The sequence below is a fragment of the Metabacillus schmidteae genome, from assembly GCF_903166545.1.
Lineage (GTDB): Bacteria > Bacillota > Bacilli > Bacillales > Bacillaceae > Metabacillus > Metabacillus schmidteae.
The window spans coordinates 1,600,197-1,619,350 of record NZ_CAESCH010000001.1 but is presented as its reverse complement, the minus strand read 5'-3'; the positions used below and the strand labels follow the sequence as shown (position 1 = coordinate 1,619,350).

Sequence of the window (19,154 nt, the reverse complement as noted above, 5' to 3'; positions counted from 1 at the left end):
GTCATCATCTCCTCATCTTTATTTTTTTCATTCTAATTAACGTTTATGACAACAGATGAGCTATCCAATCCATCGGACGTTACCTTTAATGTAATTGTCCCAGATTGATCAGAAGCTTTCACATAAATTAACAATTTTCCTTGGTAGGCATTTCTGTAGGTCTCTTTATAATTCTGATGACTTGCAGGGTTGCTGCATTCCATTCCGATGATTTCACCAGGTCCTTCAATTTCGCAATTTATTTGATTATTTGCATCAAAGACAAGATAATTATCGGCATCAAGGATATTTACTTCTACATGTGCTACATCATATTTATCAGCTTTAAGAGCAATGGTATCAGGGTGTAATTGGAGTTTAACAGGCTTATCAGCTGTATTTAATTCATAAGAACAACTAATTTCTCCGTTTCTTTTCCCTACTGCTCTTAATGTCCCTTTCTCGTATGGAACATCCCAATAAATTGTTCCGCCTGGGAAGTCTTTGCTTTTTTTGACTCCATATGATGTTCCATTTAAAATTAAATCCACTTCCGGACAATTTGTACAACAAGCAACTCTTACAAGTTCCCCTTCAGTCCCTTTCCACGCACTAACAACTTCATGGTCCCAATAAATTTGTTTAGATTCTCCATCCTTAATAGCTGTTGTTCCTAAATAAACCATATCTTTTTCAGACCACTGACTTTGTTTGAAAAAGTATAGCGGCTTCTTGAATCCAGCAAGGTCGAGCATCCCTGGTGTTGCATGGCGAACCGGCCAACCACGCGCTTCTCCTAAATAATCAATTCCTGTCCAGATAAAATGTCCTGACACAAAGTCATTATCTTTTACAGCCATCCACTCATTGTGATGCCTTCCGTTTTCACTACCATAAATGACTCTCTTAGGGTATTTTTCATGGTCTTTTTGATAACGAAATTCTTGATAGTTATAACCAACCACATCAAGTGCGTCTGGAAATTCAGTTTCATTTGACATGATGACACTTGCCAGTGCTGCTGTAACAGGCCGTGTCTGATCATATTGTTTTACAACGCTCACCAATTTTTTCGCAATATCTCCCATTCCTTTTGCTTCAGGTTTATCAGCTTTGTAACGATCTTCAAGTACCGGATGTGAATAAGGATCATTAGGATAATCAATTTCATTTCCAATACTCCAGAAAATAATTGACGGATGGTTTCGATCCCTTAATACCATATCTCTTAAATCTGCCTCTGCCCATTCAGCAAAGTCTGATGCATATCCATCAAGTGAAGGTTCTCCCTTATTCCACCCTTCTACCCATTTGTTCTTAGGATGCTCCCATTCATCAAATGCTTCATCCTGGACTAAAAATCCGTAAGTATCACACATATCCAGTAACTCTGGTGCAGGTGGATTGTGGCTCATTCTGATCGCATTTACTCCAGCTTCCTTCAATCGTTGCAAACGTCGGTGCCATACCTTTTCAGGAACTGCTGCTCCAAGGCACCCTGCATCATGATGAAGACAAACACCTTTCATTTTTAGGCTCTCTCCGTTTAGATAAAATCCAGAGTCCACATCAAAGTGGAAATATCGAACTCCAAGTGAAGTTGTCTCAAAGTCAATTACTTCACCATCTTTTATTAACTTCGTTTCAACACTGTATAAGTATGGATTTTCAGGAGACCAAAGATTTGGTTTTTCTAAGAAGATAGAATGAAGAAAATGTTGTTCATTATTTGCTTGAATGGTCTCCATGGAAGAACAGACTATTAAATCTTTACCCTTAGCATCTTTTATACGATGTTCAATTATCATTTCACTTTTGTGATTGTAATCATTTTTTACACTTGTTTGAATGTTAATTTCTGCTTCTGATGTTGAAATATTCGGAGTTGTAACATATATACCGTAAGGCTTGATGTACACATGATCACTTAAATTAATATGTACATTTCGATAAATACCTGATCCCGGATACCACCTGGAATCCGCAAAATCCGAGTGATCCACCTTTACAGAAATGACATTTTCATTTGATTCGAAGTTTATAAACGGTGTTAAATCATAGTGAAATGAGCTGTATCCATAAGGTCTTTTACCAAGAAAATGTTCATTAATCCAAACTTCACTATTTTTATAAATGCCATCGAATTGAATGACGATCTTCTTACCTTTTAAATGATCTGGCACAATAAATTTTTTTCGATACCAACCAATACCTCCAGGTAAATACCCGGTGGAGCTTGCGTATTCCTTCTTAAAAGGGCCTTCTATACTCCAATCATGTGGCAGGTATACTGTGCGCCAATCAGAATCATCATACTGAATTTTGAGTGCTTTCGAGTCGTCACCTTTTAAAAATTTCCAATCAAAGTTAAACTTTCTGCTCTTAACAGATAGATCCCATTCTTGAGTGATTGCATTTTTCATTTTTGTATACACCCTTTCCAGTAATGGAAGATTGATAGATAAAGGGCTATCAAATAAGTATGATAGCCCTCTTTTCACTTTTCTCTTCTAAATTAGTTACCTTCTACAAGTTTCTTATATTCATCCATTTGTTTTTGGATTTCCTTTAAAACTTTCTCATAACCCGCTGCTTCTAATCTCTTACGGAAATCTTCAACAGCTTTTTCCGGGTCTCCCGCTTTACCGAATGCAATTGCCGGTACCATTTGGGCAGTCACTTGTGAAAGTGCAGCAATTTCAGCTTCTACAGGTGTACTATCGAAAACAAATTGTCCATAAGGGAACGGCTTCTTAATTTTATCGTACTCTGCGTAGATCTCAGGCATTCCTTCCCATCTGTCAGAACTAGGGATTTCAAATTTATCTACACGGCCACCCCAGAAGTTAGAAGCAAATGAATCTTTTGTTTCATCATACCCTTCCGGACGAACACGTTTTCCATCTTTAATTTCGTACTGAACTCCTTCAATCCCATAGTTAAATAACTTATAAATTTCCTCATCGTTTCGAAGTAAGTCATATACCATTAACGCACGCTCTGGGTTTTTACTATGTGCACCTACAGCCGTAGCTCCATGAGTAATAGACATTGAGATTAAGTTATCACGAGTGTCAGACCAGGCAAACATATCAATTTCAGATCCTGGCTGTTTCACATCCATTTGTGGACGTAAAGTCGAGAAAGTTTCTGTATGATGCTGATCAGCACCGGTTTTTCCAGCTTGGAATAAAGCACGTGTGTCACCTTTGTAATTTAATACATCAGAACGCCAATATCCTTTATCTGCCCAATCCTTCATTAGCGTTGCATAATCGACAAAAATATCTTCAAACACTGGACTAACAACGTCATACGGTTCATCAGCAGATTTACCCCAGTAAATCGGGAATACTCCTGTAGCAATCGGCAGTTCAATTTGATCTGAGTAAGAAGTTGTATATCCCCATGCTGTTGTAACGTTTGTTCCTGGTGTATCCCAAGGAATCACACCCGGCTTATTATCAACAATCCCTTGGAAGTATTCTCCTAATGTCTCAAAATCTTTAATAGGTTCAGTAATTCCAAATTCCTTTGCCCAATCCGTACGATAGAAGAAGCCGTGGTTAACCCATTGTGTAAAGGAGTCTTCTGGAATCATGACAATTTTCCCATTGTATTTTGTTTGCTCCCAGCTTTCATCAGAAACTTCTTCCCATGTTTTTGGAGCATATGTTGGCAGAAGTTCAGAAATGTCCTTGAATGCACCTTTCTGAGCATTTCCCCATGCATCTAACCAGTCAGTAGCAGTGATAATTAAATCAACTGGTTCACCGGAAGCTAAAGTAAGGTTATACTTTGTCATATAGTCCGCCCATTCAATCCATTTTATTTCAAGATGAGCGTTTACTTTTTCTTTTAATTTCGCATTTACTTGTTCCATTACTTTTTCTAATTGTCCGTTTGTCGGTTTATCCCCCAATGCCATTATTGTAATATTGACAAATTCAGACGTATCAATTTCCCCATTTTCATTAACCTTTGTACTTGGTTTCTTGTTTTCTGAACTTGTTTGACTGGATCCATTACAAGCCACAAGGCTAAAGGTTAACAGCATGACCATGACTAGTACGAAGAATTTTTTCATCTTCAACATTTCATTTCCTCCCCTTTATCTTTTTTTGTTCTTGATCTATGAAACAAGGAAAAATCCTTACTCATATTCATTAGCCCTTAACTGCACCAATTGTAATACCTTGAATAAAGAACCGTTGCACAAACGGATAAAATAGAATAACAGGACCCGTAGCCACAACTGCTGTTGCCATTTTCATAGATTCCAAAGGAATTTCTTGTGGTGCTACATTAGAAGATGCCGCAGAGTTCCTGATAAAATCAGCACTTGTGATGACATTATAGAGAAACAACTGGAGTGGCCGATATTCCATATTAGGTGAAAGGAAAAGCATGGCATTATACCATTCATTCCAATATCCTAAGGCAATGAAAAGTCCGATTGTCGCTAAAGCTGGAGTAGACATCGGTAAAATTAATTTTAAAAAGATTGTAAAGTCACCTGCACCATCCATCTTTGCGGATTCGGTAATTTCATGAGGGATCGACTTTGTAAACGCCTTCATCATAATGATTAGAAAAGGACTCAGCAATCCTGGAAGCAGTACTGCAAGATAATTATCTTTAAGATCCAGATACTGGGTAACCAAAAGATAAAACGGAACAAGTCCACCTGAAAAAAGGGTTGTAAAGTAGATATAGAATGATATTTTATTACGATACAAGAAATCCGCACGTTGCAAGGCATAACCGGTCATGGCCACAATAAACAAACCAACTGCAGTCCCAACAATCGTAATCCCCATTGTTACGACATAAGAACCTATGATAAGCCTTGGATTTCGGAAAACAATTTCATATGCAAATGTAGAAAATTCTTTCGGCCATAAAGCAAACCCACTTTCCATAATTGCCTTCTCAGATGTGAATGAAGAAGATAAGATTAGGACAAAGGGCAAAAGACAACATAGAGCAAATAGACCAATAAATCCATATCCAATAATACGAACCATGATCGTAGAAAAATCTACATTTCGTCTGAATGTATTTTCCACAAGTACATCCCTCCTTTAGAATAATGAATTTTCTGGTGAAACCTTCTTAACAATCCAATTTGCTGTAATGACAATAAAGAAGCCAAAAATAGATTGATATAAACTTACAGCACTTCCTAATGAGAAGTTAAAATTCGTCATTAATGTCCGGAATACATAGGTTTCGATAATATCTGTGGTTGGATATAGCATTGTATTATTGGCACCGACTAAGTTATAAAATAAGCCGAAGTTTCCTTTTAATACTCCCCCTAACGAGAATAATAATAAAATGATGAAAGTTGGTTTTAGCCAAGGAATAATAATATATCGAATACGTTGAAAAGCATTAGCCCCGTCAATTTCTGCAGCTTCTAAAATTGATTTATCAAGGCCCATAATGGCAGCAAAATAGACGATTGATCCGTAGCCTGTAGATTGCCAGAGGAAAGTAATAACAATAATATATGGCCAAATTGCCGGATTCGAATAAGTTTGTACTGGATCTAAGCCAAGCATTTCTAGAAATGAATTGAGTAGGCCATAATCATAACTAAGAATGTTATAAGCTAAAAGTCCAACTAAAACGGCGGAAATGAAATGTGGTAGAAACATAATGGTTTGCGATATTTTTTTAAACCATTTATTTCTTAGTTCGTTAAGCATGATGGCTACAGCTATTTGCAGGAAATTACCTAATATAATGAAAGCAAGATTATAGGCAATCGTATTAAAGGTTAACTTCCATAAATCACCCGTCATAACTAGAAAGCGGAAATTTTCCAATCCTACAAAAGCACTTTTAAAGATCCCAAGTGTATAATCATAATTTACGAAAGCAAGATAAAGCCCCGGCATTGGAAGATACGCAAATACGGCAAAGAAAATAATAGCAGGCATACACATTAGAAGAAGGGTCCGGTTCTTCCATATTTTTTTAAAGTGCGACTCTTTCGTTTGTTTTTTAACAATAGGTGTCTGTGACTTTACAATAACGGCTTTCATATAATTCCCCCCTATGCTCACGATCTTAATTTCGATGCAGCAACCCATCTTAAAAAAAGAATGACAAGGTAATTCTGTAAATACTAATCTTAAAGCAGCTGTGTACCAAAAAATTAAAAGGCATCGTAGACAAAGAAAATGAGGAAATGAAACGGGTTTCATTAATGTGCAAAAAAGTCTAACGGTAAAATCTATATTTGCAATTTATATAAAGTTATACCACACACAAAATGAAACGGGTTTCATAAAAAGCTAAGAATAACTTAACGTTAGAGTCATTTCATATCATTAGTTAGTTATACATGAACCAAAGTACAAGAGCCTTGGTCTCTCTAGGATAAGTAAGTCAATTTAGAAAAGAAAGCTGTTTTTTCGCTTTAAATCTAAATTACCTAAGTTCCTTAAAGAGGTCTTGTCGAAACGACTTCACTTGCACGACATATGCTTTAGATCAAAGTATCAAAGCACTGTCCACGATTAAGAAATTAATAACAACACAAAAATGAAACGGGTTTCATTTTTGTGTATCATTTCTTTGCTAAATACCATATTAATTAATGATCATCATTTTTTGAAAGCGGTTACTTCTCCTTCATTATAGTTCCATTCCTATTAAAAGTAAATAACATTTTATCAAATAAATACACTTTAACTAATAATTCTATAAATTCTGTATTTTCCCTACGTATATAATTGAACGAACTTCTTTTCTGACAACTTATAGAACCTAATGAAAAAAGCATCAATTCCTTATATCATTACAAGAATTAATGCTTCTATCCATTCAGAGGGAAATTCCTCCTGTCTCACGTCATATTCTAAAATGCATTATTCACCACTTGATCGGAAATGATTAATTCAGGCTCAGTGGACTCAATTACATCCTGCACACTATAATCTTGTGCAACTTCAATTAACTTCAATCCATCCTTTGTTACATCAATTACTGCTCGATCTGTTATGATTCGATCCACAACATTTTGCCCTGTTAATGGTAACGAACATTTCTTAAGGATCTTTGGCTGTCCGGCCTTATTCACATGTTCCATAATGACAATAATTTTTTTGGCACCGTGAACTAAATCCATTGCCCCTCCCATACCTTTAATCATTTTTCCAGGTATCATCCAATTTGCTAAATCACCATTTTCCGACACCTCCATGCCACCTAAAATGGCTAAATCAATATGACCGCCACGTATCATGGCAAATGATTCAGCATTACTAAAAAAGCTGGCTCCTTTAATAGCGGTTACTGTTTCTTTTCCCGCGTTAATTAAATCTGGATCTACTTCGTCATTTGTTGGATACGGACCTATGCCTAATAAACCATTCTCCGATTGTAAGACAACCTGTTTATTAGTAGAAATGTAGTTTGCAACCATAGTTGGCATTCCTATCCCTAAGTTTACGTAGAATCCATCTTGAATTTCTCTTTCAGCTCTTTGTGCAATTTGTACTCTTACGTTTTTCGTCATCATTTTCCCTCCTCTATTTCATTTATGATTGAACAGTAAGGCGTTCGATCCTCTTCTCATGTCTACCAACAATCAGTCCTTGAACATAAATACTTGGAGTATGAATTTGGTCAGGATCTAATTCCCCAACTTCAACAATTTCCTCTACTTCAGCAATTGTAATTTTACCTGCAGCGGCCATGATAGGATTGAAATTTTGTGCTGTTTTGCGGTAGATGATATTGCCCATTTTGTCTGCTTTCCACGCTTTTATTAAGCTAAAATCTGCAGTAAGGGATTCTTCAAGTAAATATTTCTTCCCATGAAACTCCCTCGTTTCTCTGCCTTCTGCAACAGGCGTTCCGACTCCGGCCGGGGTATAAAAGGCAGGAATCCCGGCTCCACCGGCACGAATTTTTTCTGCTAATGAACCTTGTGGTGTCAGCTGTACCTCTAACTCTCCGCTCAATACTTGTCTTTCAAACTCTTTATTTTCACCAACATAGGAGGAAACCATTTTTTTAATTTGTTTATTTTTCAGTAATAGACCCAATCCCCAATCATCTACTCCACAGTTGTTTGAAATGACTGTTAAATCCTTTACATTCTTTTCACAAAGTGCATTGATAAGATTCTCTGGTATACCTACCAGTCCGAATCCTCCAACCATTAGTGTCATTCCATAGGTAATGTCTTTGACCGCTTCTTCAAAACTAGTAAATATTTTTTTCATCACAATACACCTCTCGTTTCATAGTTTTCTATAATGGTTGAGGCTCCTTGCCCTCCTCCGATACATAACGATGCTAAGCCATATTTTCCATTTCTTCGTTTTAACTCATGAATTAATGTCGTAAGTATTCTCGCACCACTTGCCCCAATCGGATGTCCTAAGGCAATGGCTCCACCATTCACATTTAATTTATCGTTTGGAAATTGAAGCTCTTTTCCAACTGCTAATGCTTGTGCCGCAAATGCTTCGTTTGCCTCTATTAAGTCCAAGTCTTGTATGGTAAGACCAGCTTTACTTAAAGCTTTATTCGTTGCAGGAACTGGACCAATCCCCATAATACTTGGATCTACAGCTGCAGTTGTATTTGCTCGAATCGTAACTAACGGTTTGATGCCAAGTTCCTTTGCTTTACGAAGACTCATTATGAGAACGGCAGCAGCTCCATCATTAATTCCAGAAGCATTACCTGCTGTTACACGTCCATCCTTTTTAAAGGCAGGTCTTAGTTTTCCTAACTTCTCCGCTGTTGTCCCAGGCTTCACATATTCATCTGTATCAAAATGAAAAGAATCCCCTTTTCGTTGAGGTATTTCAATTGGAACAATTTCATCTTTAAATTTTCCTTCGACGATTGCATTTGCTGCTTTTTCTTGGCTCCAAGCTGCAAATACATCTTGTTCCTGACGGGTTATTTCAAATTGGTCGCAAATATTTTCTGCTGTAATTCCCATGTGATAATCATTAAAAGCACACCATAGCCCGTCATGAATCATACTATCAATAAGCTTCTGATTCCCCATTCTATAACCCTCTCTAGCTCCCATAGAAAGGTATGGTGCCTGACTCATATTTTCCATTCCACCAGCTACAATCATTTCAGCATCTCCTGTTAAAATGGACTGTGTTGCTAAATGGACGGCCTTTAATCCTGATCCACACACTTTATTTATAGTGAAAGCAGAAACATGTTCAGGAAGACCTGCGAGTATAGCTGCCTGCCTTGCCGGGTTCTGACCAAGACCCGCTTGAAGCACATTCCCCATAATGACTTCATCTATTTGATCTCCACAAATTCCAACTTGGTCAATCACTGCTCTAATCACATGTGAACCCAATTGGACTGCACTTACATCTTTTAAACTTCCTCCAAATTGACCAATCGGCGTTCTTAAAGCGCTTACAATTACTACATCATTTTTATCCACTATACTGCTCCTCTCCCTCCATCAAGTTTATTCAGAACTTTCTCTATATATTTACTTATTAATTTACAGCATACCTACTTATGAGTAAAATGAATAATAAGTATATTTTTTATTCCAAAACAGAATAAAAGGTGATAATAAATGGAATTAAAGGATCTTCGATATTTTACCGAAGTAGCAAATTACGGCAGCTTTACAAAAGCAGCTGCAGGTACCTATATCTCACAGCCAACTTTAAGTAAATCGATCAAAAAATTAGAAGCTGAACTCAAAGTCGAGCTCTTTGAACGTTCGACACGTACATTAAAGTTGACGGATGCAGGTGAAATTGTCTTTAGGCAAGCAAGCAAAATATTAGGGGCTACAGATGAGCTTTCTATTCTTTTAGATGATTTAATGAATTTACCAACCGGGAAAATTAAAATAGGCATTCCTCCATTAATTGGGACGCTATTTTTTCCGGAGATAGCGAAACAATTTAACTATCATTATCCAGAGGTAAATGTGGAATTAATTGAACTAGGAGCAAAACGAATTGAACACTTGGTAGATGAAGGTGTGGTAGACGTAGGTATCATTGTTTTTCCTACAGATACTAGTAAGTTTGATGTTACTCCGTTTATAAAAGAGGAATTCATGCTTTACACAAGTACAAAGCATCATCTTGCAGAAATGGACGAGGTCAGCATTAAACTATTAGCTGATGAACATTTCATTCTTTTCAACCGGGAATTTGCCTTACACGAGTTAGTTATTAAAGAATGCCAAAAAGCAGGTTTTCAACCAAACATTTCCTACGAAAGCTCACAGTGGGATTTAATAGCAGAACTTGTTGGAGAGGAACTCGGTATTACACTAATGCCAAAATCAATTTATCGAAAAATGGACCATCGCAACATTAGGATGATAAAATTAACGTCCCCTCCTATGTGGGAGCTTGGATTTATTACCAAAAAAGATCGCTATCAATCATTTGCTGTGAGAACTCTATTAAAGTATGTTTCTAAATTTTAATTTGAAGTTAATAAGCCGATTGAGGAGTGAACCCAATCGGCTTCAATATACTAATTTTTTAATCTAAGAAGCGTTAGACCGCACCTGTCTGCTCATCGCTATTTGACGCCATTTGCCCTGACGCCATCTCCAAAGCATGAGGACACCCCTTAGCCATTCATCAACTATAAAGGCAATCCAAATTCCAGCAAGCCCGAATCCAAAATATATGCCAAGGATATAAGCTACCGGAACACTAACTCCCCACATCGAGAGAATGCCGATAAAAACAGGAAAGTTCACATCTCCAGCAGCACGTAATGAGCTGATAACAACCGCATTAAACGCACGACCTGGTTCAACTAAAGCTGTTAACAACAGCAGAATACTCCCTGTGACAATAATATCTTGATTCGTTGTAAAAAGACTCAGTATCGGTTTGCTAAATAAAAAAGAATGATACCAACAATACTTGTTATGCCTATTGCTATTAAGAGACTATGAACACAGCGCTTATATGCTGCATCAAATTGCTTTGCACCGATTTGATGTCCAATGATAATTTGATTTCCTTGGCCGATCGCGAGTGAAAAGAGCAGAACAAACATCCCAATATTTTGAGCATACACCTTTGTTGTAATTGCTTCTGTACCAAGTAACACAATAAACGAAGTAATCACAAGCTGTGATCCATTAAATGAAAGATGCTCTCCCGCAGAAGGAACTCCAATTTGAAGTATTTTTTTCAGCTCAAAACTTGGAAATCTCCTAAACAAGTACGAAAAAGGCAGTGTAGGATTAACTCTTTTATACAAAATCATAAAAATGATCATCAATCCAATAAGTCTACTAATAATAGTTGAAATCGCTACCCCTGTTACTCCAAGTACCGGAAGTCCAAACAACCCAAATATAAACAGAGCATTACCAACAATATTTATGACATTCATCCCAAGAGTTACAAACATGGCCTCTCTCGTAAAGCGGTAGCTACGTAATATCGCTCCCATCGTCATAATACCTGATTGCAGGAAAATACAACCACCTACAATCTGCAAGTAAAGTGTAGCTTCTGACATGAGATTACTAGAAACACCCATCATAGAAATAACGCTCGAAGCTGCAAACAAGAGGATAATTCCAATCATTAGCCCTAAGAGGATATTTGTAATAATGGAGACAACAGCTATTCGACTTGCTTCTTTAAATGAATTGGCCCCAAGATTTCTGGAAACAAGTACACTCGTTCCTGTTGCTACAAATCCAAACATCACCACAATTAACGATAAAATTTGATTCGAAACCCCAACAGCCGCCACTGCATCATCTGAATACTGACTTAGCATGAGTGTATCAGCATTCCCCATCAGTAAATGTAGAGATGTTTCAATAAAAATTGGCCAAGTAATAGCGAAAAGACTAAGCTTTTGAGCTGTATTTTCTTTCGGCTTCATGTTGATCTCACCTTCGTGACAAATGATTTTTAAATAAATTGATTTTAAGAACCTCCAGCCAATTATAAAGAAACCTTTTTCTTTTCAACATATAAATATCCGACATTAAGGAGTAGAAAGCAGTGTTTTGAAGCCATTGTAAATTACAAAAGATTACAAGGAAAAAAATTGACTTAAAATAAGAAAAAACTTGACTCTCCCCTTAAAGGAGAGTTTAAAATAACGTCTTATAGTTGTAAAAATCTTTTAAGGAGATGTTGAGTATGTTAAGACAGAACATTACTTTAACAATATTATTACTAAATCTTTTCATCGCTTTTTTAGGTATAGGACTTGTTATTCCTGTAACACCCACAATTATGAATGAATTAAATTTATCCGGTTCAATTGTGGGTTACATGGTTGCAGCTTTTGCTGTCGCCCAGTTAGTTGTATCCCCAATTGCAGGCCGTTGGGTAGACAAATTTGGTAGAAAAAGAATGATTATCATCGGATTATTTATATTTGGGAGTTCAGAGTTGTTATTTGGAGTTGGAAATACACTGAGCGTTCTTTTTCTCTCTCGGATACTAGGAGGTATAAGTGCTGCATTTATTATGCCGGCTGTAACTGCCTTTATTGCAGATACAACATCATTAGAAACACGATCAAAAGCACTTGGGTACATGTCAGCAGCTATCTCCACCGGCTTTATAATTGGTCCCGGAATCGGAGGATTTTTAGCGGAAATCGGAACTCGCATCCCCTTTTTCTTTGCTGGTGCTTTAGGATTTTCAGCAGCCATTTTATCCATCATTACATTAAAAGAACCGAAACGGAATTTGCAAGGTGAAGAGGAATTAGAACCAAAAGCTAGATTGAATCGTATCTTTTCACCCGTATATTTCATTTCATTTATGATTATCTTAATTTCAGCTTTTGGCCTATCTTCATTTGAATCTTTGTTCGCTCTATTTGTAGACCATAAGTTCGGATTTACTCCACAGGATATTGCGATCATGATAACTGGAGGGGCTATTGTCGGGGCTATTGCTCAAGTAGCTTTATTTGATCGACTTACAAGATGGCTTGGAGAAATACGTTTAATTCGGTACAGTCTTATATTTTCAGCCATTCTAGTCTTTTTATTAACTATCGTAAATCATTACTATATGGTTTTATTTACGACAATTATTGTGTTTATTGGTTTTGATTTAATGAGACCTGCTGTTACTACTTATCTTTCTAAAATTGCCGGCAATGAACAAGGATTTGTAGGTGGTATGAATTCCATGTTTACGAGTATTGGAAATGTGTTTGGCCCAATCATTGGAGGTATACTATTTGATATGAATTTAAATTATCCATTTTACTTTGCAACCATCTTCCTAGCTATTGGTACAGGGCTAACTCTCGCTTGGAAACAGCATCCACTTGCTAAAGTTTCCCCTGCAAAAATAAACTAAGCCGAAATAGAAATGGGGTGGATTTAATATGGAAGATAAACTTTATTCAATAGGTGAAGTTTCAAAGTTAATGAACATTACCATTAAAGCTTTACGCTACTATGATTCTATAGATTTGTTTAAACCCGTCTATGTAGATCCAAAGTCAAATTATCGTTACTACAGTGATTTACAATTGTATCGCTTGGATCTCATAAAATCTCTAAGTTATATCGGGACTCCTTTAAACCAAATCAAAAAGGTAGAAGATTTAAATAATGAGGAGTATGTTTCCTTTTTAATGGATCAAGAAAAAATTGTGGAAGAAAAACTGGATGAGCTATTTGAAATACAAGAGATTATCGCCAATGTTAGAGAGGAATTACAAAGACAAGACGCTCCTTATGATGAAATTGTCCTTTTAGAAAAAGATGAAATGAAAATAATTCAAACAAAGGTTACTGGTTTAGGGCCAATTAACACACTTAACTCATCATATAGCAGTTTGAAAAAATATGGACCATCAACAGAAGGCTTTAGAAAAAAAGGTTATGGCTCAATTTTTCCATTTAAACAATACAATAAAGTCGAAGATATCAATTATCACTATTTGTTTACACCTGTGCTATCAAATAAACATATTTCATCTCTTCAAAATGATGCGGAATTCGCAGTCTTACCTGAAGGGAAATATTTAAGTATTATTTCAAACTCTACTTCATTTGAAAATTACTTTAAAACTTTTCAAAAGCTAATGGATCATATAAGAGCCGATCAGATAAAACCCCTAAGCGATATATACGAATTCTTTTCTGTTTATTTTCAAAATAATGAGCACCGCTATATAAGCGAGTTTAGAGTAAAAATTATGGACTAGGGGGACAGTACCTCGTCCCAGGAACAAAAGCGCAAGCGCCTTGATCAGCCCCGAAAAGCATAAGACGATTTAGAATAGAAGGCGCTCTTTGTCTTCAATTCTAAATTGGCTTATGACCTCGAGGGGCTAGGCGCTGGAGCTGGATGTCAAAGCGCTTATCCACAGTTCAAGAAATTTATAATTTCCTAAAAGGTGAAAACTGGGACAAGGTACCTGTCCCCCTGTATCTTTACATGTAATAACTAATAAACAAACCAATAAAAAGAAGAAAACCAAAGATTGTATTCGTTTGAGCGGTTGCTTTCATTGCTAAACCAGTGTTCATAGGTATTTCCGTGTTTAAGAATCCTTTGACAGCTTGAATTGGCTTAGGAACACTTAATAAGACAAGGAAAAGCCAAGGACTTGTATTGCCCACTAACACTAATCCGGTAATCCATATATAAGAAATAATAAATAACAATGCCAGAAAATAGACTGCTTTTTTGTGGCCCAGTAATATAGCTAATGTTTTCCTGCCGCCTTTTTTATCTTCTTCAATATCTCGAATATTGTTAGATAGATTAATAGCTCCAACTAGAATGGCGATAGGAATAGAAATTAAGATTATTTGAGTGTTAATGAAACTTGTTTGGATAAAAAATGAAATTAATACAAAAAGAGAGCCCATACATAGACCAGCAAATAGTTCTCCAAACGGTGTATATGCGATAGGAAATGGACCTCCAGTATAAAGGTATCCTACTAACATTCCCATGATCCCAATTAAAGCTAACCACCAACTGCTATTTGCACAAATATAAATCCCTAACAATAGTGCCAAAAAATACAAACCTAAAGCGAGCTGTAATACAGTTTTTGGTTTCATTCCATGACGTACGATAGCTCCCCCAATACCTACCGAATCCTCTGTATCCAATCCTCGTTTAAAATCATAATATTCATTGAATAAATTTGTAGCAATTTGAAGAAAAAGACATGAAACTAACATTGCGATAAAAATCAAGATGTCAATCTTCATATAAAACATAGCTGATACAGTTCCTATTAAAACAGGTATAAAAGACGCTGTTAACGTATGAGGGCGGGTTAATTGCCATAACAGTTTTCCTGTACTTAATTTTTCCAGGTTTTTATTTTCTTTAACCATTTTACCTTGATTCATCATTTCATTCCTTTCAACCAGATAGTAGCAAACAAATTATTTTACCATATTTGAAGTCCTAAAAGGAATATCCTCGCAACTAAAATCTGTAACTTTACCTCCTCTTTAGTTATATCATACTAGTTTACTAAATGGGTACTATGCGTATTAATCATATTTTGGAAATCTATAATCCTACCATAAAAAAAACTGCCTAAAAAAGGCAGCCTTGTTATTATTATGATTGAAGTTGAAGTTCGAATTGTTTTTGTTCCTGTTTAATCTTAGCCTGTGCTGCTGCCAGACGTGCTAGAGGTACACGGTATGGAGAACAACTCACATAATCAAGTCCCACATCATGGCAGAATTGGATTGAATTCTTTTCTCCGCCATGTTCACCGCATATTCCGGTTTTTAATTCAGGCTTTAATCTCCTGCCAAGTTTTACACCTGTTTCAACCAGTTTCCCTACGCCTTCCTGGTCAAGGGAAGCAAACGGATTTGTTGGAAGTACTTTGTTTTCAATATAAGCTTGTAAAAACTTACTCTCTGCGTCATCACGGCTATATCCAAATGTTGTTTGTGTTAGATCATTTGTTCCGAAGGAGAAAAAGTCTGCCTCCTCGGCGATTTGGTCTGCAGTTAAGGCAGCTCGAGGTACTTCAACCATTGTACCTATTAGATAGTTGAATTTTTGCCCTATCTCTTCCTCAACTTGAACCCCCGCAGAGATCACTAATTGACGCATTTCTTTTAACTCATTTACGTGGCCAACTAAAGGAATCATAATTTCCGGGCCTACAGCAATTCCTTTTTCCATCACCTTCGAAATCGCGTAAAAAATGGCTTTCGCTTGCATCACGTAAATCTCCGGAAAAATCATTCCCAAACGGCAACCGCGATGACCTAGCATCGGGTTGAATTCATCAAGTTGACGCACTTTTCTTAAAAGCTGCTCTTTCTCTTGTAACTCCTTAGGATTTGAATTTGTTAATTGAAGTTTAGTCACCTCAACCAGCAGCTCTTCCTTATCTGGTAAAAACTCGTGAAGAGGAGGGTCTAATAAACGAATGGTTACAGGATTACCATCCATTGCTTCAAAAATCCCCTCAAAGTCTTCTTGTTGCATTGGTAATAATTTAGCTAATGCAAGTTCTCGTTCCTGATGTGTTTCAGCAAGAATCATCTCTTGAACAATTGGAATACGTCCAGCATCCATAAACATATGCTCTGTACGGCATAATCCGATTCCTCCTGCTCCAAATTCAAGTGCTTTTTTGGCATCAATTGGATTGTCTGCATTTGCTCTCACACCAAGTTTTCGTTCCTCATCTGCCCAAGAAAGCAACAATTGAAATTCATCAGAAAGTTTTGGTTCAATCATTGGAATTTCTCCTAGCATTATTTCACCAGTTGAACCATCAATCGTAATGATATCACCTTGTTTTATCATCGTATCTCCAACTTTAAATTGCTTTGACTTAAGATCAATCTTTAATGCTTCACATCCGCATATACATGCTTTTCCCATACCTCTAGCAACAACGGCTGCATGGCTTGTCATTCCTCCGCGGCTAGTAACAGTTGCCTCTGCAGCAACAATTCCATGAATATCATCAGGCGTTGTTTCCGGACGGACAAGAATAATCTTCTTTTTCTCATCTTTTGCTAACCTTTCAGCTTCATCTGCATCAAATACGACTTCACCTGTTGCTGCCCCGGGAGAAGCTGGCAGTCCTTTCGCTATCTGTTTTCGTTCATGCGTGTCATCGATTCGACGATGGAGCAGTTGATTAAGTTGATCAGGATCTACTCGTAATATGGCTTCTTGTTTCGTAATAATATGTTCTTTAACTAATTCAACAGCAATTCTTATCGCAGCTTGAGCTGTTCTCTTTCCGGTACGTGTTTGCAGAATAAAAAGTTCTCCTCGTTCTACAGTGAACTCAATGTCCTGCATGTCTTTATTATGATTTTCAAGGAGCTGACATGTTTGTGTAAACTGCTGATATACAGCTGGCATTTCCTCTTGAAGTGATGTAATTGGTTGTGGAGTACGGATACCAGCAACTACATCCTCCCCCTGTGCATTGATTAAATATTCACCGTAAAGCTTTGCTTCCCCTGTTGATGGATTACGCGTAAAAGCTACTCCAGTACCCGAATTGTTGCCCATATTACCAAAGACCATGCTCTGAATGTTCACTGCTGTTCCAAGATGTTCGGGGATATTTTGAAGACGGCGGTATACAATAGCACGTTGATTATTCCATGAATCAAAAACAGCACGAATCGATAGGAATAACTGCTCTTTTGGATCCTCTGGAAAGGCCGTTCTCGAATGCTTCGCAACAATTTTCTTGTATTCTTTTACAACCTCTTTCCAATCTTCAGAAGTCATTTCAGGATCTGAGCTATATCCCTTCTCTTCCCTGACTTCGTCCAAATATTGTTCAAAATAAAAACTATCAACTTTTAATACAACATCGCTAAACATTTGGATAAATCTTCTGTAAGAATCATAAGCAAAGCGCGGATTATTCGTTAGATTTGCAAGACCCTCGACAGTTTCATCATTTATGCCAAGATTTAAAATCGTATCCATCATTCCCGGCATTGAATGCACTGCACCTGATCTTACGGAAACAAGCAATGGGTTGGAGGAATCTCCAAGTCTTTTCCCTGTTTTTTCTTCGAGAGTAGTGAGTGCTTCCAAAATCTGATGTTCAATATTCGATGAAATTGATTTTCCCGCACCATAATATGTGTTACAGGTTTCAGTTGTAATAGTAAATCCATAAGGTACTGGTAAGCCAATCTTCGTCATTTCAGCTAAATTAGCTCCTTTTCCTCCTAATAATTCCTTTTTGCTACTATCCCCTTCATCAAACATATAAACAAATTTAACCACGGAAAACAGCTCCCCTCTTTTTTAACATCGCTAATATTAAATCAGCTGTCTCTTCAATTGCTTTATTTGAAACATTAATAACTGGACACCCAATTCGCTTCATGATTTTTTCGGCATAATCTAATTCTTTAAGGATTCGATCTAAATTCGCATAATTTGCTTGTGTTGTTAGTCCCAAACTTTTTAATCGCTCCAGGCGAATCTCATTTAGCTTATTTGGTGTTATAACTAACCCAACACATTTATTTTTTGGAATAGAAAAAAGTTCATCAGGAGGTGCTATTTCTGGTACTAAAGGGACATTTGTCACCTTATATTGTTTATGGGCCAAATACATTGAAAGCGGTGTCTTGGATGTTCTGGAAACTCCAATCAAGACGATATCTGCATGTTTAATTCCTCTTACATCTTGACCGTCATCGTATTTTACAGCGAATTCCACTGCTTCGACTCTACGAAAATAGTTTTCATCTAATTTTCTCATTAACCCCGGTTGTCGGATCGGCTCTGTATGTAATTTTTCAACAAACGCATCCATAAGCGGTTTCATTAAATCAATAGCAGGAATTCCCGCTTCCCATGCCCGCTCGTCAAGATATTTCTTTAAAGAAGGTACTACAATTGTGTAGGCAATGATGGAGTGATTATATTTCGCAGCTGTAATAACATGATCAAGATCTTTCATATCCTCTATGTAGGAAATATGCTTAATTTCTACATCTTGCCGATTAAATTGAGTTGCAACAGCTTTAACTAATAGTTCAGCTGTTTCACCAACCGAATCGGAAACCACATAAATAATTTCCTTCTTATTCACTACTAACCTCCTACTCCATGGCTCTTTTCATTTAGTAACGTTATTGTGTTATACTTAAAATTATAATTACAATAAATATGTTATACTATTTATTAAGTAGTATATTA

Annotated in this window: 13 protein-coding genes and 1 pseudogene; 3 read left to right on the top strand and 11 right to left on the bottom strand. The window is 36.8% G+C overall.

Annotation, left to right across the window (positions count from 1 at the left end):
* Positions 1–32: 32 nt before the first annotated feature.
* From HWV59_RS07790 to HWV59_RS07760, 7 genes are all read right to left on the bottom strand, one after another.
* Positions 33–2,402: a glycoside hydrolase family 2 TIM barrel-domain containing protein gene (locus HWV59_RS07790; RefSeq protein ID WP_175638514.1), complete on the bottom strand. Its 2,370-nt coding sequence runs from the start codon at positions 2,400–2,402 to the stop codon at positions 33–35.
* A 92-nt stretch (positions 2,403–2,494) separates the two neighbouring features.
* Positions 2,495–4,075: an ABC transporter substrate-binding protein gene (locus HWV59_RS07785; RefSeq protein WP_175638513.1), complete on the bottom strand. Its 1,581-nt coding sequence runs from the start codon at positions 4,073–4,075 to the stop codon at positions 2,495–2,497.
* A 70-nt stretch (positions 4,076–4,145) separates the two neighbouring features.
* Positions 4,146–5,006 (bottom strand): carbohydrate ABC transporter permease, encoded by an 861-nt coding sequence (locus HWV59_RS07780; RefSeq protein ID WP_102230243.1) that lies wholly within the window; start codon positions 5,004–5,006, stop codon positions 4,146–4,148.
* A gap of 57 nt (positions 5,007–5,063) precedes the next feature.
* Entirely contained in the window at positions 5,064–5,933 is an 870-nt protein-coding gene (locus tag HWV59_RS07775) for an ABC transporter permease (protein ID WP_407941624.1), read from the bottom strand.
* A 917-nt stretch (positions 5,934–6,850) separates the two neighbouring features.
* Complete coding sequence (locus tag HWV59_RS07770) at positions 6,851–7,510, bottom strand: CoA transferase subunit B (protein WP_102230061.1); 660 nt, start codon at positions 7,508–7,510, stop codon at positions 6,851–6,853.
* Between the two features lie 22 nt (positions 7,511–7,532).
* The gene (locus HWV59_RS07765; RefSeq protein WP_175638512.1) at positions 7,533–8,222 is read right to left on the bottom strand and encodes a CoA transferase subunit A; all 690 of its coding nucleotides are present in this window, start codon (positions 8,220–8,222) and stop codon (positions 7,533–7,535) included.
* A complete protein-coding gene (locus HWV59_RS07760; protein ID WP_175638511.1) occupies positions 8,222–9,427 on the bottom strand; it encodes an acetyl-CoA C-acetyltransferase in 1,206 nt (401 codons plus the stop codon). Before HWV59_RS07760 ends, HWV59_RS07765 begins: the two co-directional genes overlap by 1 nt.
* A gap of 141 nt (positions 9,428–9,568) precedes the next feature.
* Between HWV59_RS07760 and HWV59_RS07755 the strand changes: the two genes are divergently transcribed.
* Positions 9,569–10,441: a LysR family transcriptional regulator gene (locus tag HWV59_RS07755; protein WP_175638510.1), complete on the top strand. Its 873-nt coding sequence runs from the start codon at positions 9,569–9,571 to the stop codon at positions 10,439–10,441.
* Between the two features lie 63 nt (positions 10,442–10,504).
* On the opposite strand, the pseudogene HWV59_RS07750 reads toward HWV59_RS07755, so the two are convergent.
* Positions 10,505–11,874, bottom strand: a pseudogene (locus tag HWV59_RS07750) (MATE family efflux transporter).
* A gap of 263 nt (positions 11,875–12,137) precedes the next feature.
* Here HWV59_RS07750 and norA point away from each other — a divergent pair.
* Together norA and HWV59_RS07740 are read left to right on the top strand one after the other, a co-directional pair.
* Positions 12,138–13,319 carry a multidrug efflux MFS transporter NorA gene (norA, locus tag HWV59_RS07745; RefSeq protein ID WP_175638509.1) on the top strand — a complete coding sequence of 394 codons (1,182 nt, stop codon included), beginning with the start codon at positions 12,138–12,140 and terminating at the stop codon, positions 13,317–13,319.
* Positions 13,320–13,347: 28 nt separating this feature from the next.
* Positions 13,348–14,175, top strand: coding sequence for a MerR family transcriptional regulator (locus HWV59_RS07740; RefSeq protein ID WP_175638508.1), 828 nt, complete (start codon positions 13,348–13,350; stop codon positions 14,173–14,175).
* A 229-nt stretch (positions 14,176–14,404) separates the two neighbouring features.
* On the opposite strand, the gene HWV59_RS07735 is transcribed toward HWV59_RS07740, so the two are convergent.
* The 3 genes from HWV59_RS07735 to HWV59_RS07725 all read right to left on the bottom strand — a co-directional run bounded on the left by HWV59_RS07735 (position 14,405) and on the right by HWV59_RS07725 (position 19,047).
* Positions 14,405–15,340, bottom strand: a complete 936-nt coding sequence (locus HWV59_RS07735; RefSeq protein ID WP_175638507.1) for a 1,4-dihydroxy-2-naphthoate polyprenyltransferase — start codon at positions 15,338–15,340, stop codon at positions 14,405–14,407.
* Positions 15,341–15,557: 217 nt separating this feature from the next.
* A complete protein-coding gene (gene ppdK, locus HWV59_RS07730; protein ID WP_175638506.1) occupies positions 15,558–18,230 on the bottom strand; it encodes a pyruvate, phosphate dikinase in 2,673 nt (890 codons plus the stop codon).
* Positions 18,223–19,047, bottom strand: a complete 825-nt coding sequence (locus HWV59_RS07725; RefSeq protein ID WP_175638505.1) for a pyruvate, water dikinase regulatory protein — start codon at positions 19,045–19,047, stop codon at positions 18,223–18,225. Before HWV59_RS07725 ends, ppdK begins: the two co-directional genes overlap by 8 nt.
* Positions 19,048–19,154: the final 107 nt, after the last annotated feature.

Excerpts from the sequence above, each read along its gene's own strand:
- HWV59_RS07755 (WP_175638510.1), top strand. The coding sequence starts at position 9,569 with ATGGAATTAAAGGATCTTCGATATTTTACCGAAGTAGCAAATTACGGC.
- HWV59_RS07765 (WP_175638512.1), bottom strand. The coding sequence starts at position 8,222 with ATGAAAAAAATATTTACTAGTTTTGAAGAAGCGGTCAAAGACATTACC.
- HWV59_RS07780 (WP_102230243.1), bottom strand. The coding sequence starts at position 5,006 with ATGGTTCGTATTATTGGATATGGATTTATTGGTCTATTTGCTCTATGT.
- HWV59_RS07790 (WP_175638514.1), bottom strand. The coding sequence starts at position 2,402 with ATGAAAAATGCAATCACTCAAGAATGGGATCTATCTGTTAAGAGCAGA.
- HWV59_RS07735 (WP_175638507.1), bottom strand. The coding sequence starts at position 15,340 with ATGAATCAAGGTAAAATGGTTAAAGAAAATAAAAACCTGGAAAAATTA.
- HWV59_RS07775 (WP_407941624.1), bottom strand. The coding sequence starts at position 5,933 with ATGTGTATGCCTGCTATTATTTTCTTTGCCGTATTTGCGTATCTTCCA.
- HWV59_RS07785 (WP_175638513.1), bottom strand. The coding sequence starts at position 4,075 with ATGTTGAAGATGAAAAAATTCTTCGTACTAGTCATGGTCATGCTGTTA.
- norA (WP_175638509.1), top strand. The coding sequence starts at position 12,138 with ATGTTAAGACAGAACATTACTTTAACAATATTATTACTAAATCTTTTC.
- HWV59_RS07770 (WP_102230061.1), bottom strand. The coding sequence starts at position 7,510 with ATGACGAAAAACGTAAGAGTACAAATTGCACAAAGAGCTGAAAGAGAA.
- HWV59_RS07740 (WP_175638508.1), top strand. The coding sequence starts at position 13,348 with ATGGAAGATAAACTTTATTCAATAGGTGAAGTTTCAAAGTTAATGAAC.